Origin of the sequence: Streptomyces siamensis, assembly GCF_039543605.1 — a bacterium.
In the GTDB taxonomy this organism is placed as follows: domain Bacteria; phylum Actinomycetota; class Actinomycetes; order Streptomycetales; family Streptomycetaceae; genus Streptomyces; species Streptomyces siamensis.
The window spans coordinates 19,429-37,983 of sequence record NZ_BAABKB010000046.1 but is presented as its reverse complement, the minus strand read 5'-3'; the positions used below and the strand labels follow the sequence as shown (position 1 = coordinate 37,983).

At 72.7% G+C, this 18,555-nt stretch carries 18 protein-coding genes; 14 read left to right on the top strand and 4 right to left on the bottom strand.

Annotated features, from left to right (window positions below; all coding sequences use genetic code 11):
- Nucleotides 1-70 precede the first annotated feature (70 nt).
- The 5 genes from ABEB03_RS41790 to ABEB03_RS41770 all read left to right on the top strand — a co-directional run bounded on the left by ABEB03_RS41790 (nt 71) and on the right by ABEB03_RS41770 (nt 4,005).
- The gene (locus ABEB03_RS41790; RefSeq protein ID WP_345658288.1) at nt 71-1,594 is read left to right on the top strand and encodes a type III PLP-dependent enzyme domain-containing protein; all 1,524 of its coding nucleotides are present in this window, start codon (nt 71-73) and stop codon (nt 1,592-1,594) included.
- Nucleotides 1,595-1,820: 226 nt separating this feature from the next.
- Entirely contained in the window at nt 1,821-2,219 is a 399-nt protein-coding gene (locus ABEB03_RS41785; protein WP_345658287.1) for a hypothetical protein, read from the top strand.
- Complete coding sequence (locus tag ABEB03_RS41780; RefSeq protein WP_345658286.1) at nt 2,216-3,034, top strand: transcriptional regulator; 819 nt, start codon at nt 2,216-2,218, stop codon at nt 3,032-3,034. The genes ABEB03_RS41785 and ABEB03_RS41780 overlap by 4 nt, the downstream gene beginning before the upstream one ends.
- Before the next feature lie 64 nt (nt 3,035-3,098).
- Complete coding sequence (locus ABEB03_RS41775; RefSeq protein ID WP_345658285.1) at nt 3,099-3,614, top strand: roadblock/LC7 domain-containing protein; 516 nt, start codon at nt 3,099-3,101, stop codon at nt 3,612-3,614.
- Between the two features lie 16 nt (nt 3,615-3,630).
- Entirely contained in the window at nt 3,631-4,005 is a 375-nt protein-coding gene (locus tag ABEB03_RS41770) for a roadblock/LC7 domain-containing protein (protein WP_345658284.1), read from the top strand.
- Between the two features lie 67 nt (nt 4,006-4,072).
- Here the strand turns inward: ABEB03_RS41770 and ABEB03_RS41765 are convergent, their stop codons facing one another.
- From ABEB03_RS41765 to ABEB03_RS41755, 3 genes are all read right to left on the bottom strand, one after another.
- A complete protein-coding gene (locus tag ABEB03_RS41765; RefSeq protein WP_345658283.1) occupies nt 4,073-4,642 on the bottom strand; it encodes a hypothetical protein in 570 nt (189 codons plus the stop codon).
- A 97-nt stretch (nt 4,643-4,739) separates the two neighbouring features.
- Nucleotides 4,740-5,702 (bottom strand): MurR/RpiR family transcriptional regulator, encoded by a 963-nt coding sequence (locus ABEB03_RS41760; RefSeq protein ID WP_345658282.1) that lies wholly within the window; start codon nt 5,700-5,702, stop codon nt 4,740-4,742.
- A complete protein-coding gene (locus ABEB03_RS41755) occupies nt 5,699-7,219 on the bottom strand; it encodes an aromatic amino acid ammonia-lyase (protein WP_345658281.1) in 1,521 nt (506 codons plus the stop codon). The genes ABEB03_RS41760 and ABEB03_RS41755 overlap by 4 nt, the downstream gene beginning before the upstream one ends.
- Before the next feature lie 142 nt (nt 7,220-7,361).
- On the opposite strand from ABEB03_RS41755, the gene ABEB03_RS41750 reads away from it, so the two are divergent.
- From ABEB03_RS41750 to ABEB03_RS41720, 7 genes are all read left to right on the top strand, one after another.
- A complete protein-coding gene (locus ABEB03_RS41750) occupies nt 7,362-8,420 on the top strand; it encodes an ABC transporter ATP-binding protein (protein ID WP_345658343.1) in 1,059 nt (352 codons plus the stop codon).
- On the top strand, nt 8,417-9,058 hold the full coding sequence (locus ABEB03_RS41745) for an ABC transporter permease (protein ID WP_345658280.1): 642 nt from the start codon (nt 8,417-8,419) through the stop codon (nt 9,056-9,058). The genes ABEB03_RS41750 and ABEB03_RS41745 overlap by 4 nt, the downstream gene beginning before the upstream one ends.
- Nucleotides 9,058-9,720: an ABC transporter permease gene (locus ABEB03_RS41740; protein WP_345658342.1), complete on the top strand. Its 663-nt coding sequence runs from the start codon at nt 9,058-9,060 to the stop codon at nt 9,718-9,720. The genes ABEB03_RS41745 and ABEB03_RS41740 overlap by 1 nt, the downstream gene beginning before the upstream one ends.
- A gap of 12 nt (nt 9,721-9,732) precedes the next feature.
- The gene (locus ABEB03_RS41735) at nt 9,733-10,671 is read left to right on the top strand and encodes an ABC transporter substrate-binding protein (RefSeq protein ID WP_095934814.1); all 939 of its coding nucleotides are present in this window, start codon (nt 9,733-9,735) and stop codon (nt 10,669-10,671) included.
- The gene (locus ABEB03_RS41730; RefSeq protein ID WP_345658278.1) at nt 10,671-12,092 is read left to right on the top strand and encodes a purine-cytosine permease family protein; all 1,422 of its coding nucleotides are present in this window, start codon (nt 10,671-10,673) and stop codon (nt 12,090-12,092) included. Before ABEB03_RS41735 ends, ABEB03_RS41730 begins: the two co-directional genes overlap by 1 nt.
- A gap of 102 nt (nt 12,093-12,194) precedes the next feature.
- Nucleotides 12,195-12,860 carry a carbonic anhydrase gene (locus ABEB03_RS41725; RefSeq protein ID WP_345658277.1) on the top strand — a complete coding sequence of 222 codons (666 nt, stop codon included), beginning with the start codon at nt 12,195-12,197 and terminating at the stop codon, nt 12,858-12,860.
- A 135-nt stretch (nt 12,861-12,995) separates the two neighbouring features.
- Nucleotides 12,996-13,430 (top strand): hypothetical protein, encoded by a 435-nt coding sequence (locus ABEB03_RS41720; protein WP_345658276.1) that lies wholly within the window; start codon nt 12,996-12,998, stop codon nt 13,428-13,430.
- Between the two features lie 446 nt (nt 13,431-13,876).
- On the opposite strand, the gene ABEB03_RS41715 is transcribed toward ABEB03_RS41720, so the two are convergent.
- Complete coding sequence (locus ABEB03_RS41715; protein ID WP_028803882.1) at nt 13,877-15,271, bottom strand: cystathionine beta-synthase; 1,395 nt, start codon at nt 15,269-15,271, stop codon at nt 13,877-13,879.
- Nucleotides 15,272-15,414: 143 nt separating this feature from the next.
- Between ABEB03_RS41715 and ABEB03_RS41710 the strand changes: the two genes are divergently transcribed.
- Nucleotides 15,415-16,443 (top strand): SGNH/GDSL hydrolase family protein, encoded by a 1,029-nt coding sequence (locus ABEB03_RS41710; protein WP_345658275.1) that lies wholly within the window; start codon nt 15,415-15,417, stop codon nt 16,441-16,443.
- A 751-nt stretch (nt 16,444-17,194) separates the two neighbouring features.
- Nucleotides 17,195-18,415, top strand: coding sequence for an acetyl-CoA C-acetyltransferase (locus tag ABEB03_RS41705; RefSeq protein WP_345658274.1), 1,221 nt, complete (start codon nt 17,195-17,197; stop codon nt 18,413-18,415).
- Nucleotides 18,416-18,555 lie beyond the last annotated feature (140 nt).

Below are 18,555 nucleotides of genomic sequence, written 5' to 3'. Positions count from 1 at the left end.
TTCTTGAATAGAGCTAGTCAATAGCGACGTGCGCCAGCGCCGCCGAGCCGTGGATGTTTGGCTGGGATGTATGGGTGCAGACAGGGACAGGACGGGGGATCCGGTGGAGCACGCGGAGGGCGGGAACGGGACGGACCGGAGCGGCGCGCACGGGGCCGCTCCCGGGAGCGGGGGGACGGACTCCCGGGGCGCGGGCGGGACCGTTCCGCCGCGGGCCCCGGCGGGGCGCGGCGGGACGGGCGGGAGCGGCTCGCCCGAACGGGACGCCGACCGGGTCGCGCGGCGCGACGAGGCGGTCCGGGCCGCGGTCGAGCAGGGCCTGACCGGGCCGGGAACGCCTGTCGTCGCGCTCCTCGACGTGCACGGCATCAGGGCGTCGGCGGCGGACCTGCGGGCCGCCTTCGCGGCGGTGACCGCCCCCGGCACCCCGGTGCTGCACGCCTTCGCGGTGAAGGCGACCCCGCTCGTCCCCGTCCTGCGGCTGCTGTACGAGGAGGGCATCGGCGCGGAGGTGGCGAGCCCCGGGGAGCTCGCGCTGGCGCGCGCGGCCGGAGTGCCCCCCGCGCGCACCGTCCTCGACTCCCCCGCCAAGACGAAGGCCGAACTGCGCGAGGCGCTGGCGCTGGGGATCGCGGTCAACGCCGACAATGCGCAGGAACTGGACCGACTGGACGCCGCCGTCCGTTCCGCACCCACCCGCGCTCCCCTCGGAATCCGGGTGAACCCGCAGGTCGGCGGGGGTTCCATCGAGGCGCTGTCCACCGCCACGGCGACCTCCAAGTTCGGGGTCGCACTGCGCGACGAGGGCGCGCGTCAGTGGCTCGTCGAGGCGTTCGCCGCCCGCCCTTGGCTGACCCGGCTGCACCTGCACTCCGGATCCCAGGGCGTCCCGCTGTCGCTGATGGCGCAGGGGGTGGCGGAGGTGTACGCACTGGCCGAGGAGATCAACCGGCGCGCCGGGCGGCGGCAGGTCGACACGATCGACATCGGCGGCGGGCTGCCGGTCAACTTCGGCTCCGACGCGACGACACCGACGTACGCGCAGTACGCGCGACTGCTGTCGGAGGCGGTGCCGGGGCTGTTCGACGGGCGGTACGGCCTGGTCACCGAGTTCGGGCGGTCGCTGCTCGCCAAGCACGGGACGGTGCTCGCGCGGGTCGAGTACGCGAAGTCCGCCGGAGGGCGGAAGGTCGCGGTCACGCACGCCGGGGTCCAGGTGGCGACCCGCACGGTGTACGCGCCGGCGTCGTGGCCGCTGCGCATCGCCGCGTACGACGCGAAGGGCCGGCCCAAGACGGGCCCGGACGTCGTCCAGGACGTCGCGGGCCCCGCCTGCTTCGCCGGCGACCTGCTCGCCGAGGGGCGTGCGCTGCCGCTGCTCGAACAGGGCGACCACGCGGCCGCGCTGGACACGGGGGCGTACTACTTCGCCCACCACTACGCGTACAACTCCCTGGCCCGTCCCGGGATCTTCGGGTTCGCCCGGGACGCGGGGGGCGGGGTGCGCTTCGCGGTCGTCCGCGAGCCGCAGACCGTCGACGAGATCGTCGCGGAGTCCGGCGGGGCGCAGCGGTCCGCCCTCACGGGGCTCTAGGAGTGCCGTCGGGGGCGCTCACGGGAACGCACGCCTCCCCGCACTCCTGGGCGCCCCCGGCCACCCCTGCGCGACGACACTTACCGGACACAGAATGTGGCCAGTTGACCCACCTTAGTCACCGCGGGCATGTTCCACAGGAAAATGCCGGATCCCTCACCCGTCACGCACACGTTGCGTAACTTCGGCGTCACTCGGCCGAACCCTTGGCGGGAGGGGAGAGACGGTGCCCGGAATCGACGAGTGCCTACTGGAAGCCATGACACTGCCCGGTGCGCGGGGTGCAGCGGTGGTCGACTGGACCAGCGGCCTGGCCCTGGGCACTGTGGGAGACGCGCCGGGCGGTGACCACGAGACGACGGCGGCCGAGGCCGCCGAACTCGCCCGGCTCGCCGCGGAACACCGCGCCTTCGCCCCGTCGGACGGCTCCGACTGGTCGGAGCAGGAGACCCCGGTCGAGGACCTGATCATCAGCAACCGCGACAGCTACCACCTGCTGCGGTTCGTACGGACGACCTTCGACAGCAGCGTGTTCCTGCACCTGTGGCTGGCCCGCTCCGACGGGAATCTCGCGCTGGCCCGGATACGGCTCGGCGAGATGGCCGGACGGCTGGTGCTGGGATGACGACGGTCAGAACACCTCCCCCGCCCCGCCTCCCCGTGCGGGACAGGGCGGCGGGCACCAGCGGCAACAGCGGCGTCTCGCCGATGCTCAGCCGCCTCGCCGACGAACGGGCCACCGGCGTCCTCATCCGCGAACGCGGCACCCTCTACCTCGCCGACGGCCAGGTGGTGCACGCCGAGAGCCCCTCCACCCCAGGGCTCGACGTGCTGCTCGCCGCCCGGGGAGTGCTGGACGCCGAGGCGTGGCGGGAGGCCGTCGCGGCGGCCGGCGCCCGCCGCCGGGTCGGCCGGTTCCTCGTCGACCACGGCCGGATCGCCGAGGGCGCGCTGGAGCTGTGCCACCTCGGCGCGCTGTACGACGCGGCGTACTTCGTGCTCGGCCCGAGCAGCTCCCCGACCCGTTTCCGCTACGGGGCCGCGCACTGGCTGGGCCCCGTCCACCCCGTGCCCGTGACCGCGCTGGAGCGCGAGACGGTGCGCCGCCGCGAACTGCTGCACCGCATCTGGCCCGACCCGGCGACGGACACCGCTCCGCTGCTGCGCTCCGGGCTGCCCGCCGGGCCGTCCGTGCCGCTGCGCCAGGAAGCCGTACTCGGCCGCGTGGACGGCGTACGGACCGCGGCCGACGTCTCCGTCGCGCTCGGGCGACCGGCCTTCCACACCCTGGTCGACCTGCGCCGGCTGGCCGCCGCCGGACTGGTGGGGGCCGTACCCGCACCACAGCCGCCTCCCCTGCCCGGCGTGCTCACCCAGCCCTCCGCCGATCCCGACGTCGCGCTGCTGCGGCGGCTCAGAGACGCGCTGGAGGCCCTGTGAGTGCCAACCCGGGGGAGGCCTTGTGATCCGCGCGCTACGACAGCGTGCCGAGAGGAGACTGCTGATGGCGGCGGAGCCCGAAGTCCTGGACGAACTCCACCGGTTGAGGGCCCGGGTGCCCCAGCTGACCGGGGCGCTCGCGGCCAGCGCGGACGGTCTCGTCCTCGCCCACGACACCCCCGGTGTGGAGCCGGACGGGCTGGCCGCGCTCACCGCGGCGGCCCTGGGGGTCGCCGCACGGATGACGGACGCGACCGAACAGGGCGACTTCCGCGAGCTGCTGGTCCGCGGCGTGCACGGCTATGTCGCCACGTACGCGGCGGGCACCTCCGCCGTGCTGACGCTGCTGGCCCAGGACCGGGTCAACGTCGGCCGGCTCCACCTGGAGGGGCGCCGTTCCGGGACCCGGATCGGGGAGCTCGTGGACGCCGCCACCGCACGCGGCGAACCGCTCGGCCCGGCCAGGGCCGCCGGGAAGGCCCCGTCCGGGGCCCCGACCACACGTACCCGCACGGCGCGCGGCCCGGGGAACGCGCGCACCACCACCGCACCCAACACCCCGACCACATCGGAAAGCTGAAAGGAAGCAATCCACCATGGCGAACACCGAAACCACGCTGAAAGAGGCTCTGGCGTCCATCGAGGGCGCGACCGGAGCGGCTCTCGTCGACTACACCAGCGGAATGGCGCTGGGCACGATCGGCGGCAGCAAGGGCTTCGACCTCAACGTCGCGGCGGCCGGCAACACGGACGTCGTCCGCGCGAAGATCCGCACCATGGAACACCTCGGCCTCAAGGGCGAGATCGAGGACATCCTGATCACGCTGTCCGACCAGTACCACCTGATCCGGCTGCTCAAGGGGCGGGGTGGGAACGGCCTCTTCCTGTACCTGGTGCTCGACGGCAAACGGGCCAACCTGGCGATGGCCCGGCACCAACTGCGCAGGATCGAAGCCGACCTGGAGGTCTAGGCAGGCGGGATGGTCAGACAGGGCCCAGCGCCCCGTCACGTCGTCACCGGCACCCGCGACCTCGTGGTCAGCGGCGCCGCGCCCCTCCGGGCGCGGCGTCGCCGGCCGCGACGCCGGTGGCACGGCAGGCCTTGACGGGCTTGCCCGCCGGTGCGCCCGCGCGGCGGCCGAGCCAGTCGACCCGCACCCAGATCAGCGTCTCCCCGGCGCGCTCGCGGCGCCCCAGCCAGCCGGCCTTGAGCCACAGCCCGGCCCCCACCCCCGCCAGCAGCATGCCGCCGGCGGCGGGCACCGCGAAGGAGCTGCCGAGCGCGGCCAGGAAGGCCAGGACGAGCCACCAGCGGTGACCCCGGCGCCAGTTGCGCACCGTCACGGCACGGTCCTGGAGCACGTCCTGCTTGCCGGCGCGGGCCGCGGAACGGACCAGGGCCGCGTACCGCTTGCGGCGCACGCACGCCGTCACGGCGGCCGCCACGAGGAACAGCGCTGCCCCGGCCGGCACTCCGATCCGTCGGCCGGTCAGTCCGGGGACCAGCACTCCGATCCCGGCCGCGAACACCCCGCACCACCACAGCGGTGCGGCACCGGCCCGCACGACGACGGCCACCCGGGCCAGTCCCTGCCCTCCGCGCGCCACGTTCCGCCTCCTCAGCTCACCGTTCGCCCCGTCGGGCGGGCACGGTAGCCGACGAAGGTGAGACGAGTCTGAGAGGCGGAGCGGCGCGCCGCGACGGCTACTCGGTGAACAGGCCCCGGGCGGCGGCCCGCGTGTCGAACTCCTCCAACCGCGCCTGTGCGTCGGGCAGGTCGTCGCACATGGCCTCCAGCAGGACACGTCCCAGCAGCATCGGGGAGCACGCCGTGTCGAAGGCGAGGCCGGTGCCGACGGCGGCGGGCAGCAGGAGGTCCGACACCTTGGCCACCGGCGCGAAGGCGGAGTCCGCGACGGTGACGACGGTCAGCCCGGCCTGCTTCGCGTAGGCCAGCGAGTCGACGACCTCGCGCGGGTGGCGGGGCAGCGCGAAGCACAGCAGGGCCGTGGCGCCGGCCCGCACGGCGGCGTCGATGCGGTCGTGGAGCATGGTGCCGCCCTCGTGCAGCAGCCGTACGTCCGGGTGGACCTTGGCGGCGAAGTACGCGAAGCCGTACGCCTGGGAGGCGGCGGCCCGCAGTCCGAGGACGGGCAGCGGGCGGGAGGCCGCGAGGAGCCGGCCCGCCCTGGCCACCGGACGGGGGTCGGCGAGCGCCTCCGCGAGGTGCCTCAGGTTCTCGATCTCGGCCTCGACGGCCTGCTGGTACTCGTTGTACGAGGAGGTGTCCGCGGCCGGTTCCGCGGGGGCGACCTCGCGCAGATGCCTGCGCAGCGCCGGGTAGCCGTCGAAGCCGAGGGCGACCGCGAAGCGGGTCACGGAGGGCTGGCTGACCCCGGCCAGCTCGGCGAGTTCGACGCTGGACAGGAACGGCACGTCGGCGGCGCGCCGCACCATGCTGTGCGCGATGCGCCGCTGGGTCGGTGTGAGGCGGTGCCCCTCGAAGAGAGCCTGCAGCCGTGCGGCGGGGCTGTCGGACACGTCGGCGCCCGCGTCGTCCCCCGCGTGCGGGACGGTCCCCGCGTCCCCGTCCGCGGCCGTGCCGGTGCCCGCGTTCCTGCCCGCGTTCCTGTCCACGCTCTTGCCCGCGCTCTTGCCCGCGCTCATGACGTGCTCCCCCTCCAGATGTCCGTGAACCGGTCCAGCAGCGCGGCCGCCGCCGTCACGTCGTCCGTGAGCGGCCGGTCGGCCTGCTCCGGGTCGAGCACCGACTCGGCCAGCTCCAGCGCCCGGCCCACCGGGAGGTCCGGCTCGGGCCGCAGGTCGCGCTGGCGCAGCGCCCGTACGGCGGCGACCAGTTCACAGCCGACGACGAGACGGTACGCGCCGCACGCCCGCAGTGTCTGGCGCGCGGCGAGCGAGGCGAAGCTCGCCTGCTCCTCGACGCCCCGGGAGAGTACAGCGTGTCCCAGCGAGGCGGGCGCGGAGAAGGCCCGCAGGTCACCGAGCGCGGCACCGGCGGCGTACTCCAGGATCATCACCCCGGAGGACGCGGGCTCCGGGTCGGCGAGGAAGGGACGCAGACGGGTGTAGGCCGGCTCGTTGAGGGTGGAGAGCCGGGAGGTGGACAGCCGCGCCACCTGGGTGACGGCCAGCCTGAAGTGGTCCAGGGCGAGCGCGAGTTGGGCCTGGTAGAAGCCGCCGTGGTGGTAGGCGGCCATGTCCTCGGGCGAGATCAGCGGGTTCTCGGCGGCGGCGTTGATCTCCACCGTGAGGACGCCGTCCAGCGCGTCCGCCGCGTCGTGCGCGGGTCCGTGGATCTGCGGCAGGCAGCGGAAGCCGTACGGGTCCTGGATGCGGCCGAGCGGAGGGGTGGGCCGGTCCGCCGCGCCGATCAACCTCCGCATCCGCCGGGCCACTTCGGTCGATCCCCGGTGCGGGCGGGCGGCGTGCACGGGCTCCGCGTACGCCTCGTGGGACCCGTCGACGGCCAGCAGCGACAGCGCGGCCACCACCTGGGTGGCCTCGATCAGGGCTCGCAGTTCGTGCAGCGCGAGGGCGGACTGGCCGAGGGTGAGCGCGTTGCTGCTGATGAGCGCGAGGGCGTCGTTGTTGTCCAGGGGCTGCGCCTCGGGGGCGCCCGCCCCGCGCCACGGGTGCTCCCCCGCCAGCGCCAGGCCCACCTGGGCGAGTGCCGCGATGTCACCCGTGCCCACCGAGCCGAATTCGTTGACCGCGGGGTACGCGCCGCTCTCCAGTGCCTCGCACAGGGCCGTGACGACGGTGGGCCGCAGGCCGGCGCCGCCCGCGAGGAGCTGGTTGGCGCGGACGGCGAGCATGGCGCGGACCTGGCGGGCGGGAAGCTCCTCGCCGATGGCTCCGGCGTGGCTGCGCAGCAGGCGCAGTCCGTGGTCGGCGGCGGCCTCGGTGGGCACGTCCTCGTTCCGGTTCGCGCCGACGCCGGTGGAGCGGCCGTAGACGCGTCCGGTCGCCGCGATCTGCCGGGCGGCGTCCCAGGACTCCTCGACCCGCTTCATCGCATCGGTGGCCGGCACCGGCCGCGCGGTCCCGTCGGCGAGGCGCACGACGTCCTCGACACCGGTGCCGCGCCCGTCCAGGACCACGAGATCGGTCACCGACAGGGGTGCCGCCGTACTCGACGTGTCCACAATCCGAGACGCCATTACGCCCGTACTCCCCTCAACCCGGACATTCAATCTTGCCTGGCGGTCATTGGTGACCAGCGATTAACGCCGGACCGTTGACAACCTATTCAGATACAGAGAACTCTGCATGACGATATACAGGCCGGGCAAGGGACACCTCATGATCCAGTTCGACACGGTCCACAAGCGCTTCCCCAATGGCACGACAGCGGTCCACGACCTCTCCCTGGAGATGCCGGAAGGTGGCGTGACCGTACTCGTCGGGTCTTCCGGTTGCGGCAAGACGACCACCCTCCGGATGATCAACCGGATGGTCGAGCCGACCTCCGGGACCATCCGCGTCGGCGGCAAGGACGTCCTGGAGCAGGACGCCGCGGAACTGCGCCGCTCCATCGGCTACGTCATCCAGCAGTCCGGGCTCTTCCCGCACCGCACAGTGCTCGACAACATCGCCACCGTGCCGCTCCTGCTGGGCTGGGGCCGCAGGAAGGCCCGGTCCCGGGCGGCCGAACTGCTGGAGACCGTCGGCCTGAACGCCGACGCCGGCAAGCGATACCCGCACCAGCTCTCCGGCGGCCAGCAGCAGCGCGTCGGCGTCGCCCGCGCCCTCGCCGCCGACCCGCCGGTCCTCCTCATGGACGAACCCTTCGGCGCCGTCGACCCGGTCGTGCGCACCCAGCTCCAGGACGAACTGCTGCGCCTCCAGAAGGAACTGAGCAAGACCATCGTCTTCGTCACCCACGACATCGACGAGGCGGTACGGCTCGGCGACCAGATCGCGGTCTTCCGCACCGGCGGCCACCTGGTGCAGTGCGCGGCCCCCGCGGAACTGCTCGCCCGCCCCGCGGACGACTTCGTCGCGGACTTCCTCGGCGCGGAGCGCGGTCTGAAGCTCCTCTCGCTGACGACCCTCGCCGACGTCCCGCAGGCCGCGGCCCCGCAGGACGGCCCCTGGACCCTCGTGCTCGACGAGGCGCGCAAGCCGCTGGCCTGGCGCTCCCGGTCCAAGGACGCCGAGGTGCCCCTGCGGCCGCTGAAGGACGGCGACTCCCTGCTGTCCGCGCTCAACGAGTCGGTCGCCTCCCCGGCCGGGCTGGTGGCCCGCGTCGACGGCGACGGCCGGCTCACCGGCGTGACCTCCCGCGAGGACATCCATGAGCACGCGGGCCGGGCGCACAGCGCGGCCGGTGCCACGACCGGCGCGGGCGTGGCCGCATGACCGTCGACTGGTCGTGGATAGGCGACCACACCGACGACCTGACCTCGCTCACCGTCTCCCACCTCGAAGCCGCGTTCACCGCCGTGCTCCTCGGACTGCTGATCTCGCTGCCGCTCGCCGTGCTCGCGCACCGCGTGCGCCCGCTGCGCGGTCTGCTCCTCGGGCTCTCGAACGTGCTGTTCACGATCCCGTCGATCGCGGTCTTCGTCCTGCTGCTGCCGGTCAGCGGGCTCACCCGCACCACCACCGTCATCGGCCTGACGATCTACACCCTGGTCGTCCTCCTGCGGAACACCGTCGAGGGCCTCGACTCGGTCCCGGCGAGGACGAAGGAGGCCGCGAAGGCCATGGGCACCCGCCCGCTGCGCACCCTGCTCACCGTCGAGCTCCCGCTGGCCCTGCCGGTGATCATGGCCGGCGTGCGGATCGCCACGGTCATGTCGATCTCGCTGGTCTCCGTCGCGACGTACATCGGCGACGGCGGGCTCGGCCAGCTGTTCACCGACGGCTTCCAGCGCAACTTCCCGACGCCGGTGATCGTCGGCGTCGTCCTGACCCTGCTGCTGGCCCTGGTCGCGGACGCGCTGCTGGTCGCGGTCCAGTACGCACTCACCCCTTGGACGAGGCGGCGCGCCTGATGTACGAACTCTTCGCAAACCTCGGCGGCTGGCTGGTCAGCGGCGACCAGTGGTCCGGCACGGACGGGATCGCCCACCGCCTGGCCGAACACCTCCAGTACTCCCTGCTCGCCACGCTCGTCGCCGCAGCCATCGCGCTTCCCGTCGGCCTGCTGATCGGGCACACCGGCCGCGGCGCCTTCCTCGCGATCAACCTCGCCTCCTTCGGCCGCGCGCTGCCGACGGTCGGCCTGGTCGTCCTCGTCTTCCTGGCGAGCGGCCTGTCGATGTGGCCGGTGTACATCGCGCTCGTCGCGCTCGCCGTCCCGTCGATCGTGACGAACACCTACGCCGGCATGAACGCCGTCGACGCGGACGTGAAGGACGCGGCACGCGGCCAGGGCATGCGCGGCCACCAGGTGCTCCTCCAGGTCGAGCTGCCCCTCGCGCTCCCGCTGATCATGACGGGCCTGCGGCTCGCGCTGATCCAGGTCGTGGCGACGGCCACCATCGCCGCGTACGTCTCCTTCGGCGGTCTCGGCCGCTACGTCTTCGACGGCCTCGCCCAGCGCGATCTGGTGCAGGTCCTCGGCGGGGCGGTGCTCGTCGCCGTGGTCGCCGTCGTCCTCGACCTCGCCCTCTCCGCGCTCCAGCGCGTCCTGTTCCGCCACCGTCCCGCCTAGGAGCACTCAGTCATGAACCGTCGCACCCTCCTCGGCGCGCTCGCCGGCGCGGCCGTCTCCGTCCCCGTCCTGACCGCCTGCGGCAGCGGCATCACCTCGCTCGACGGCGGGGGTTCCGCCGGCAGCGGCGGCAGCGGCTCCAGCAAGGGCGGCGTCACCATCGGCACCGCCAACTTCACCGAGAACCAGGTCCTCGGATACCTGTACGCCGCCGTCCTGGAGGCCGCCGGTGTGAAGACGACCGTCCGCCCCAACCTCGGCACCCGCGAGATCCTCATCCCCGCCCTCAAGGGCGGCGACATCGATCTGCTCCCCGAGTACCAGGGCGCCCTGCTCCACTACCTGGCCCCGAAGTCCAGGGCCACCGAGGAGGGCGAGATGCAGAACGCCCTCGCGATGGCGCTCCCGGCCGGCCTCCAGGTCCTCCCGTACGGCATGGCGGAGGACTCGGACGCCTTCGTGGTCACCCGGGAGACCGCACGGAAGTACGGCCTGTCCACGCTCGCCGATCTCGCGAAGCAGAACGGCAGACTCGTCGTCGGTGCCGCCCCCGAGGTCAAGAAGCGCGAGGTCGGCGTGGTCGGCCTGAAGGACGTGTACGGGGTGGAGTTCAAGGAGTTCAAGTCCCTCGACTCCTCCGGCCCGCTGGTCAAGGGCGCCCTGAAGAAGGGCGACGTCGACGTGGCGAACCTCTTCACCACCGACACCGACATCCAGGCCAACGACTGGGTGGTGCTGTCCGACCCCAAGAACCTCATCCCCGGCCAGCACATCGTGCCGCTCGTCGCCGACCGCAAGGCCGACTCCACGGTCCGCAAGGCGCTCGCCGAACTCGGCAACGTGCTCACCACCGCCCAGCTCACCGAGCTCAACCGCCAGGTGGACAAGGACAAGAAGGACCCCGAGGACGTGGCGAACACGTACGCCCGGCAGCACGGGCTGGCCAAGTGATGGCGGGCGGCATCGTGGAGCTGCGCTCCATCGACGTGGTCCCCGACGAGGAACGCCACGGCACGGCGTTCTCCCAGTTCACCCTCTGGCTCGGCGCCAACCTCCAGATCACCGCCGTCGTCACCGGCGCACTCGCCGTCGTCTTCGGCGGCGACGTGGTCTGGTCGATCGTCGGCCTGCTGCTCGGCAATCTGCTGGGCGGCGCGGTGATGGCGCTGCACTCGGCGCAGGGCCCGAAACTGGGCCTGCCGCAGATGATCCAGTCCCGGGCGCAGTTCGGGGTGCGCGGCGCGGTGGTCCCCCTCCTCCTCGTCGTCCTGATGTACGTCGGCTTCTTCGCCAGCGGCAGCGTGCTGGCCGGGCAGGCGGTCGGCGAACTCACGCACACCGACGACACCACCGGCATCGTCGTCTTCGCCGTGGTCACGGCCGTGACGGCGGCGGTCGGCTACAAGGTCATCCACGCGCTCGGCCGGGTCGCGAGCGTGATCTGCGCCCTCGCGTTCGTGTACCTCGGCATCAGGCTGCTGGACCGGGTGGACGTCGGGGCCCTGTTCGGGGACGCCCGCTTCGACCTCCCCATGTTCCTGCTGGCGATGTCCCTGTCGGCGTCCTGGCAGCTGGCCTTCGGCCCCTACGTCGCCGACTACTCGCGCTATCTGCCCCGCACGACATCGGCGCGCGCCACCTTCTGGTGGACCCTCGCCGGCTCGGCCCTCGGCTCCCAGTGGTCCATGACCTTCGGAGTCCTGGTCGCGGCCACGGCGGGCGAGAAGTTCCTGGCGAGCCAGGTCGGTTACGTCGTCGCGCTCGGCGGCACCGGACTCGTCGCGTCCTTCTTCTACTTCGTGATCGCGCTCGGCAAGCTGACCATCAACGTGCTCAACACCTACGGCGGCTTCATGTCGATGGTGACGAGCGTCAGCGGCTTCCGCGGTCAGCGGGTGCTGTCGCGAGCCGGCCGGGCGGCGTACATCGGCCTGATCATGGTGGCCGGCACGGCGGTCGCGCTGCTCGGCAAGGACAGCTTCCTGTCCTCCTTCAAGGACTTCCTGCTGTTCCTGCTGACCTTCTTCACCCCGTGGTCGGCGATCAATCTGGTCGACTACTACCTCATCTCCAAGGAGCGGTACGACATCCCCGCCCTGTCGGACCCGAACGGCCGCTACGGAGCGTGGCGCTGGGACGCGCTCGGGGTATACGCGGCGGGACTGCTCGCCCAGCTGCCGTTCCTCGCGACGAGCTTCTACACGGGCCCCTTCGTGGCGCCGCTGGGCGGTGCGGACGTCTCCTGGATCGTGGGGCTCGCGGTACCGGCACTCCTGTACTGGCTGGTCGCGCGGCGCAACACGGCGCACCTCCCGGAGCCGACGGCGCACGAACCGGCCCCCGGTCCCCGGCCGGCGCACCAGGAGCGATGAGTCCGCCTCCGAATCACCGGATGCGGTGAAACGGGCAGCCGAGGAGGCAGATGCGTGCCTACGGTGAGTGAGCGTCACCAGCACTCCTCCTGAGGGAGCGTCATGCCCTCGAACCGCAGGGTCTTTCTCGCGGCGGCCGGCGCCGCGCTCACCGCGGCACCGGCGGCGGCCCCGGCCGCCGCCGCACCGCATCCCCACCCGGCGTCCGCCCACGCGGCCCTCGCCGAACTCCTCGCGGGCAACCGGCGCTACGCCGCCGGCACCCCCCGCCATCCGCACCAGGGCCGCGACCGGCGGCAGCTGCTGGCCGCCGGGCAGCAGCCCTTCGCGGTGGTCGTCGGCTGCATCGACTCGCGCGTCCCGCCCGAACTCGTCTTCGACCAGGGGCTCGGGGACCTGCTCTGCATACGCACGGCGGCACAGGTGCTGGACGAGGCAGGGCTCGCGTCCGTCCAGTACGGCGTGGCCGAACTCGGCATCCCGCTGGTCCTGGTCCTCGGGCACGAGCGGTGCGGGGCGATCGCGGCGGCCCTCGCGCACCTGCGCGACGGGACGCCCGTGCCGGGACACCTGCGCGTGCTCGTGGACGAGATCCTGCCCGCGGCACGGCGGACCCGGCCGGTCCCCGGGGACTGGGCCGACCACACCGTGCGGGCACACACCTCATGGGTCCGGGACGCGATCAGGGCCGACCCGGCCTTCGACGCGGCCGAGGTGACCGCCGCCCGCTTCGACCTCGACAGCGGGCGGGTGCACCTGCTGCCCTGACCGGAACACGGCGCCTGCCGCCCCGGGGCCGCGGGACGTCCGGGCCCGCTGCCACGCGTACGGGGGTGCGGCACAGCCCGAACAGGGGGGCTAACCCCAGTGCCACGGCGGCCCCGGCTCCCTACCGTGAGCGGTATGACCGGTAGGGAAGCCCGCGGCGACGCCGAATTGAAGAAGGAACTCGACGCCACCCTGCACGCGCGCAGGGAACTAGGCGACGAGTACGAGTCCGCGCTGGTCGACTCGTTCCTGGAGAAGGTCGAGCAGCGCCTCGACGGCGCGGTCGACCGCCGGGTGCGGCGCCAGCTCGCCGAACAGCAGATGGTGGTGGCCCGCGGCTCGCGCTCACCGCAGACGACCGACTCCTGGGGCGAGCGCTTCGGGTTCGGGATCGTCTCGCTCGTCCTCGCGATCCCGCTGTCCGCGATCGGCGGCGGCGTCGCGCACCTGCCCGGCCTGCTGGTCGCCTGGGGCGGCATCGTCGGGGTCAACGTGGTCCAGGCCGCGCGCCTGTCCCCCCACTTCTTCAGCCGCCGCAAGGACCGGCCGGAGTCCGACTGGGAGGACTGAGCGCACCTGCGCGAAGGCCCGCCGGCCGGCGTCGGGACGCACGCGAGGGCCCGGCACCTGTGAGAGGTGCCGGGCCCTCGTGACGTGTTGCGCGGGGACCGCCGCACCCCCGTCACCGGGGGGCGGGACGACGGCGGTCCCCGCGAGGGACGCGGGCCGGGTCAGGGCCGGGCTTGCGCGTCCGTGGCGTCCATGGAGGTCCGGGAGCCGCTCCGGAGGTCCTTGGCGCCGTTTCGGTGCCGGCCCGGGCGGGGAGCCGCTCCCGCCCTGCCGACATCCACCAATGTGCCGGACGCGTGTTAAGCGGGTGCTGCGTGGACGTGACACGCTCGTACCACTTCCGCGAAGTCCCGGCCGGCGCCGCCGGAGGATCCGGCACCCGACGGACACCTCGTACGCCCGTCGGGCGCCGCCCGCCCTCACCGGACGGACGGCGGCCCGGCGCGTCACTGCTTGGCGCCGCCCTTGGCAAGGAAGGACAGCAGGTCCTGGCGGCTGACCACGCCGGTCGGCTTGCCCTCGACGAGCACGATCGCCGCGTCGGCGGAGCCGAGCACCGACATCAGGTCGCCGACCGGCTCACCGGAGCCGACCTGCGGCAGCGGCGCCGACATGTGCTTCTCCAGCGGGTCCTGGAGGGAGGCGCGCTGGGTGAAGAGCGCGTCGAGCAGTTCGCGCTCGACGACCGAACCGACGACCTCGGCGGCCATCACGTCCGGGTGGCCGGCGCCCGGCTTGACGATCGGCATCTGCGAGACGCCGTACTCGCGCAGCACCTCGATGGCCTCGCCGACGGTCTCGTCCGGGTGCATGTGGACGAGGGAGGGGATGGAACCGCCGGCCTTGTCGTTCAGCACGTCGCCGACGCGCGCGCTCGGGCCGGAGTCGTCGAGGAAGCCGTAGTCGGCCATCCACTCGTCGTTGAAGATCTTGCTGAGGTAGCCGCGGCCGCTGTCGGGCAGCAGTACCACGACGACGTCGTCGGGCCCGAGGCGTTCGGCGACCCGCAGCGCGGCGACCACGGCCATCCCGCAGGAGCCGCCGACCAGCAGACCCTCCTCCTTGGCGAGCCGGCGCGTCATCTGGAAGGAGTCCTTGTCGGACACGGCGACGATCTCGTCGGCGACGGTCCGGTCGTACGCCGTCGGCCAGAAGTCCTCGCCGACGCCCTCGACGAGGTACGGGCGCCCGGAGCCGCCGGAGTACACGGAACCCTCCGGGTCGGCGCCGATGACCTGGACCTTGCCGTCACTGGCGTCCTTCAGGTAGCGGCCGGTGCCGGAGATGGTGCCTCCGGTGCCGACGCCCGCCACGAAGTGGGTGATCCTGCCCTCCGTCTGCTCCCACAGCTCGGGGCCGGTGGAGTGATAGTGCGAGAGCGGGTTGTTCGGGTTGGAGTACTGGTCCGGCTTCCAGGCGCCGGGCGTCTCACGCACGAGCCGGTCGGAGACGTTGTAGTACGAGTCGGGGTGCTCCGGGTCCACGGCGGTCGGGCAGACGACCACCTCGGCCCCGTAGGCGCGCAGCACGTTGATCTTGTCGGTGCTCACCTTGTCGGGGCACACGAAGATGCACTTGTACCCCTTCTGCTGAGCGACGATCGCCAGACCGACGCCGGTGTTGCCGCTGGTCGGCTCGACGATGGTGCCGCCCGGCTTGAGCGCGCCGCTCTCCTCCGCGGCCTCGATCATCCGCAGGGCGATGCGGTCCTTCACGGACCCGCCGGGGTTGAAGTACTCGACCTTCGCGAGGACGGTCGCCTGGATGCCCGCGGTCACGCTGTTGAGCCTCACCAGCGGGGTGTTGCCGACGAGGCTGATCATCGAGTCGTGGAATTGCACCGTTGTCTCCGGAGCTGCGTTCTAAAAGGGATGGTCCCGTCAGCCTAAGGCCCTGGGGGACCGTTCACGCGCCGTTGAGATTGGCTGACCCTCTGCACGGGGCAAGCAGTGTTTGTACGGCTACGAGGAGGTGGCGGCCAAGGATGTCGAGCTTGTCGAGGGCGAGGGTGGCGCGGCGCATCGCGGCGGGCGCGGCGTACGGCGGTGGTGGGATCGGCCTGGTGGGCGCGGCCGCCGTCGGCCTGGTGCTGGCCGAGGTGCAGCTGGCGAAGCGCCAGGTGGGCAACGGGAACGCGCCCTACGCGCCGCGCGCCGACGGCCTGTACGGGTACGACTACGCCGGCGCCGCCCCCGGCGAGGCCCCGCTCCGCCTGACGATGCTCGGCGACTCCACGGCCGCGGGCCAGGGCGTGCACCGCGCCCGGCAGACACCGGGAGCACTGCTGGCCTCCGGGCTCGCCGCGGTGGCCGAGCGGCCGGTGGAACTGTGCAACGTGGCGCTGCCCGGTGCCCAGTCCGACGACCTCGACCGCCAGGTGGTGCTCGCCCTCGCGGATCCCGCCCGGGTGCCCGACGTCTGCGTGATCATGATCGGTGCGAACGACGTGACGCACCGGATGCCGCCGACCCGGTCGGTGCGCCACCTGTCCTCGGCGGTGCGGCGGCTGCGTACCGCGGGTGCGGAGGTCGTCGTCGGCACCTGCCCCGACCTGGGCACCGTCGAGCAGGTCCAGCAGCCGCTGCGGTGGCTGGCCCGGCGGGCGTCGCGCCAGCTCGCCGCCGCGCAGACCATCGGCACGGTCGAGCAGGGCGGCCGGACGGTCTCGCTGGGCGACCTGCTGGGCCCCGAGTTCGAGGCGAACCCTCGGGAGCTGTTCGGGCCCGACAACTACCACCCGTCCGCGGAGGGGTACGCGACGGCCGCGATGGCGGTGCTGCCCACGGTGTGCGCCACGCTCGGCCTGTGGCCGGCCGACGAGGAGCGGCCGGACGCCTCGCGGCACGAGGGGTTCCTGCCGGTGGCCCGGGCTGCGGCGGAGGCCGTGTCCGAGCCCGGCACGGAGGTCACCGCCGCCATGCCCACGGGGCCGCGGGGGCCCTGGGCGCTCCTCAAGCGCCGTCGCCGCCGCAGGCTCCCCGCCACGGACCCGGCACCGGCGCCGTCCCCATAGCCCCCTGGGGTCTACCGCCCCTGCGGTGCCGCAGCCCAGGGCAGGCTCCTGTTGCCGCAGCCCAGGGGCAGGCTCCTGTGCCTCAGCCCTGGCGGTGGGTTCGGCGCGCCCGGGCATCGGCCTGGACGGCCTCGTCCTCGAGCGCCGGACGGGCTGAAGTCCTCTGCCCTCGGCCGGAACTTCCCAATCCATGTCGAATCGGCCTGGACGGCCTCGTCCTCGAGCGCCGGACGGGCTGAGGTGCCCTGCCCTCCACCGGAACTCCCCGGTCCACCTCGAATCGGCAGGTCCCCTGCCCGGAAACACTCGGCGCACCGGGGGGCGGAGCGCAAGTTTCAGCCCCTCCGGCGTTTGAGGAGCGGGGTCTGGGGCGGAGCCCCAGGTGTGGGACGGGTAGGGGCGGAGGGGGCGAGAGACAGGTCCGGGGTCCAGGCTGGAGAAGAGGCCCCACCGAAAACCCCCGCCCCGCCAAGAGGAAGCCCCACCGAAAACCCCCGCCCCGCCGAGAAGGAGCCCCGCCGCCCCCAGCTAAAAGGAGCCCCGGAGCCCCCTCACGAGGCGCCCCCGCACGGATGAGCCCACCTCCAGCCCCCCGGCCCCCCGCAAAAGGCGCCCCCGCCAGAAAAAAGCAAGCGCTTAGAAAAGTGCGGCCCGAGTCACACCCCCACACCCGTGACCTCGCCCATACGTACGGGTAACTTCCCAACCAGCCCTGCTCGAAGGTTCATCCCCGTATGCCAATGGAGCCGTGATGCCCGAAGCCGTGATCGTCTCAGCCGCCCGCTCCCCCATCGGCCGCGCCTTCAAGGGCTCCCTGAAGGACGTGCGCCCCGACGACCTGACCGCCACGATCATCGAGGCCGCCCTCGCCAAGGTCCCCGAGCTGGACCCGAAGGACATCGACGACCTCATGCTCGGCTGCGGCCTCCCCGGCGGCGAGCAGGGCCACAACCTCGGCCGCATCGTCGCCGTGCAGATGGGGATGGACCACCTCCCGGGCTGCACCATCACCCGCTACTGCTCCTCCTCGCTGCAGACCTCCCGCATGGCGCTGCACGCCATCAAGGCAGGCGAGGGCGACGTCTTCATCTCCGCGGGCGTCGAGATGGTGTCGCGCAGCGTGAAGGGCACCAGCGACGGCATGCCGGACACCCACAACCCCCTCTTCGCCGAGGCGGAGGCCCGCACCGCCGCCGTCGCGCAGACGGAGGGCTCGACCTGGCACGACCCGCGCGAGGACGACCTGATCCCGGACGCGTACATCGCGATGGGCCAGACCGCCGAGAACCTGGCGCGCCTCAAGGGCGTCACCCGCCAGGACATGGACGAGTTCGGCGTCCGCTCGCAGAACCTCGCCGAGGAAGCCATCAAGAACGGCTTCTGGGAGCGCGAGATCACCCCGATCACGACGCCCGACGGCACGGTCGTCTCCAAGGACGACGGCCCGCGCGCGGGCGTCACCCTGGAGGGCGTGCAGGGCCTGAAGCCCGTCTTCCGCCCCGACGGTCTCGTCACGGCCGCCAACTGCTGCCCGCTGAACGACGGCGCCGCCGCCCTCGTGATCATGTCCGACACGAAGGCCCGCGAGCTCGGCCTCACCCCGCTCGCCCGCATCGTGTCGACCGGTGTCACCGGCCTGTCCCCCGAGATCATGGGCCTGGGCCCGGTCGAGGCCAGCAAGCAGGCCCTCGGGCGCGCGGGGCTGACCGTCGACGACATCGACCTGTTCGAGATCAACGAGGCGTTCGCCGCCCAGGTGATCCCGAGCTACCGCGACCTGGGCATCCCGCTGGACAAGCTGAACGTGAACGGCGGCGCGATCGCCGTCGGCCACCCCTTCGGCATGACCGGCGCCCGTATCACCGGCACGCTCATCAACAGCCTCCAGTTCCACGACAAGCAGTTCGGCCTGGAGACGATGTGCGTCGGCGGCGGCCAGGGCATGGCGATGGTCATCGAGCGCCTCAGCTGACACGGTCGCGCACACGGATCCGAACGGGCGGCAGATCCCTTACGGGTGACCGTTGTTGAACCGAACGTGATCGGATCGGCCCGGATCCCCGCAACCACCGGGGCTCTGGGCCGATTTGTGATCCAATCCCGCCCAAGATG